Origin of the sequence: Deinococcus phoenicis (assembly GCF_000599865.1) — a bacterium.
Classification (GTDB): Bacteria; Deinococcota; Deinococci; order Deinococcales; family Deinococcaceae; genus Deinococcus; species Deinococcus phoenicis.
The window spans coordinates 1-2,722 of the sequence record NZ_JHAC01000069.1 but is presented as its reverse complement, the minus strand read 5'-3'; the positions used below and the strand labels follow the sequence as shown (position 1 = coordinate 2,722).

Annotated in this window: 3 protein-coding genes; 2 read left to right on the top strand and 1 reads right to left on the bottom strand. The window is 63.6% G+C overall.

Annotation, left to right across the window (positions count from 1 at the left end; all coding sequences use genetic code 11):
* Nucleotides 1–534 precede the first annotated feature (534 nt).
* Nucleotides 535–1,116: a cysteine hydrolase family protein gene (locus DEIPH_RS16165; protein ID WP_034360092.1), complete on the top strand. Its 582-nt coding sequence runs from the start codon at nucleotides 535–537 to the stop codon at nucleotides 1,114–1,116.
* Here DEIPH_RS16165 and DEIPH_RS16160 read toward each other — a convergent pair.
* Entirely contained in the window at nucleotides 1,097–1,990 is an 894-nt protein-coding gene (locus DEIPH_RS16160) for a LysR family transcriptional regulator (RefSeq protein ID WP_034360091.1), read from the bottom strand. The two genes, DEIPH_RS16165 and DEIPH_RS16160, sit on opposite strands and share 20 nt — an antisense overlap.
* Nucleotides 1,991–2,066: 76 nt before the next feature.
* On the opposite strand from DEIPH_RS16160, the gene DEIPH_RS16155 reads away from it, so the two are divergent.
* Nucleotides 2,067–2,462, top strand: a complete 396-nt coding sequence (locus DEIPH_RS16155) for a VOC family protein (protein WP_034360090.1) — start codon at nucleotides 2,067–2,069, stop codon at nucleotides 2,460–2,462.
* The last annotated feature ends 260 nt before the right edge of the window (nucleotides 2,463–2,722 follow it).

The following is a 2,722-nucleotide window of genomic DNA, read 5'->3' as shown; positions in this document are numbered from 1 at the left end:
CAACATCCGCCTCATGTTGCGCCGCCTCGAACCCGCTCCCTGAGCCTTTTCAAACACGCTCTCAGGGGCTGAGCGACATCTAGCCTGGCAAGAGGAGCGCAAGAGTTCCCCACTCTCCCAGCATGCCGAGAGATCCTCAGCCACTCGCTTTGTTGTGTCCAGGACTGTTACAAAGTCTTGGTAGATGGATTTCTTATCCTGCCTGGGTGACCCACGTACCTGCCTCGCTGCGCCGCATGTACAGCGCCTATCCGGCGGGATTCTGGGTGTTGGGTTCGGGACGATCCTCAACCAGGTGGGGGAGTTCGTGGTGTCGCTGCTGGGTTCTACCTGACGGCGGAGCGGGGGCTGCCGGGCGCTTCCTGGCTGAGGGGTTCAGCGGGCAGCTCAGCGACCGGCGTGGTCCGGCCTTCGCGATGACGCTGGCCCTATCGGGCGGGCCGTTATGCTGCTTGCGCTGTCCACGGCCGGGACCTTTCCCACGCTCGTGCACGTTGTTCAATAGTTCTCCTCCATACCGCGTATCGTCAGGACATGAACCCGCAGACCACTGCGCTCCTCGTGATCGACGTGCAGGAAGCGTTCAACGAGATCGAACAGGCAGGCGTGCGGCGCAACAACCTGCAAGCCGTGCCTAACATCGTGCGGCTGCTCACCGCCTTCCGTGGGGTGGATGCCCCTATCTTCCATGTGCGGCACGCCTCGACCGAGCCGAATTCACGCTTCCGCCCTGACCGGCCCGGCTATGCCGTGATGCCTCAAGCCCGTGAACTCCCGAACGAGCCCGTGATCGTCAAGGCGGTCAACAGCAGCTTCATCGGCACCGACCTCGAAGCGCGTTTGCACTCCGCCGGTGTAACGACCGTGGTCGTCTGCGGCGCGACCACCAACCACTGCGTGGAGACGACGACGCGCATGGCCGGAAACCTCGGCTTTGAGACGCTGCTGGTGGCCGACGCCACTTGGACCTTCGACCGCACGGGGCCCGACGGCACAACGTTCCCGGCCACACAGGTTCAGGCCATGACGCTCGCCAACCTCAGCGGGGAGTTCGCCGAGATCGTCCAAACTGACGATGTGCTGGTGCGGTTAGGGGTCACACCCACTCTCCGCTGAAGCTCTGGCGCAACTGCTCCTGGACCACGGCCGGAAGGCTCTGCCGCCACGCCATGCGGAAGGGCAGCGCTGGAGTGGGAGCATGCAGGGGCCGAAACGTGACCCCAGGGTGACCGAGGGCCGCCAGGGAACGGACGATCAGGAACAGGCCTTCGCCCTCGGCGACGAGGCGCATCATGCCCGCAAAGGAGTACATTCGTGCGCCGCTGCTGGTGAGCTGCTGGGGTTGAACTCCGGTTTGATTGAACAGGTGCTGCCAGTGGTCGTAGAGGTCCGGGTTGCTCTCCCGCGAGTTCAGGAGCAGCGGCTGGCCCTCCAGCGCTTGGAAGGGCACCTGGTCCAGTTGCGCCAATGGATGCCCCTCGGGCAGGGCGAGCCAGAACTCCTCCATCCAGAGCCGACGCTGCTGGACGCCATCACAGCGGACTTGTGGTGCCACGAAAAAACCCACGTCCAGGGCCCCCGTAGTCAATCCCTGCAACTGTTCGAGGGTGGTGCCCTCCAGATGCTGGAGTCTCAATCCCGGCAGCGCCTGAGCCACTCGTTGCAGGCGGTCAGGAATCCCAGTCTGACCAACGTAATCCGCGAAGCCCACGCGCAGGACCTGCGGAGCGCTCTCCCGCCGCAGTCTCTGAATCCCCTCGTCGAGCGTACCCAGAACGGTGCGGGCCAGATCCAGAAGCCGCTCACCCTCGGGAGTCAGGGTGACGCGGCGACTGGTGCGCTGGAGAAGCGTCACGCCCAGCTCGCCTTCCAGCCGCCGAATCTGGTGGCTCAGGGCGGGTTGGGTCATATACAGCCGCGTGGCCGCCCGGGTGAAGTTCAGCTCTTCCGCGAGCACCACGAAAGCCCGCAGGTGGCGAAGTTCCGGCATGATCTATGCATTTTAGACATGGATCGGGGCTGGAAAAGCATGAGACTTCCCGCGCCACGGCCCCCACACTGAGGCCATGGACAACGCTGTACATGAACTCCGACTGGTGATCACCACACAGGACTACGAGCGCAGCAAGGCCTTCTATCAGGCCCTGCTGGGAACCAGCGCCGTCAACGCCTGGGAGTCCTCGGAAGGCCGCGTCATCATCCTGGAAGCGGGCCGGGCCACGCTGGAGATCGTGGACGAGCGCCACGCTGGGCGGATCGACGAGATCGAGGTGGGACGGCGGGTCTCTGGTGAGCTGCGGCTGGCGCTGGGAATGCCCGATAGTAAAACAGGCGCAACTACCGCTCAGCAGGTGGGCGGCGTATTGACTCATCCGGTCACCCGCACGCCCTGGAATTCGTTGAATGCGCGGGTGCTGAGTCCGGATGGTCTTCAAATCACTCTCTTCGCGGAAAACGAGTAAGTTCATCCGTCTCCAGAAGGGCCTGCACAGGGAGATGTGCAGGCCCTTCCGTTATCCAGGAACCTGCAAAGATTGGACGAGCCGCCTCAGGGCAGCTTCGGCACTGGACCTGGGGTTGACCGTGTACGTGAGGAGCCGGTCCCCACTCCCATCCGGGAGGAGGAGTGCTTCAAATTCAAGATCAAATTCACCGACCTGACGCCGTTTAGGGCCTGGTGAGGTTATGGGCGAGCACCGCTAAGACGACACGGAGCCGCAGG

What these genes read in the sequence shown, in the direction of transcription:
- DEIPH_RS16160 (WP_034360091.1), bottom strand. Translation starts at nt 1,990, where the DNA reads ATGCCGGAACTTCGCCACCTGCGGGCTTTCGTGGTGCTCGCGGAAGAG.
- DEIPH_RS16155 (WP_034360090.1), top strand. Translation starts at nt 2,067, where the DNA reads ATGGACAACGCTGTACATGAACTCCGACTGGTGATCACCACACAGGAC.
- DEIPH_RS16165 (WP_034360092.1), top strand. Translation starts at nt 535, where the DNA reads ATGAACCCGCAGACCACTGCGCTCCTCGTGATCGACGTGCAGGAAGCG.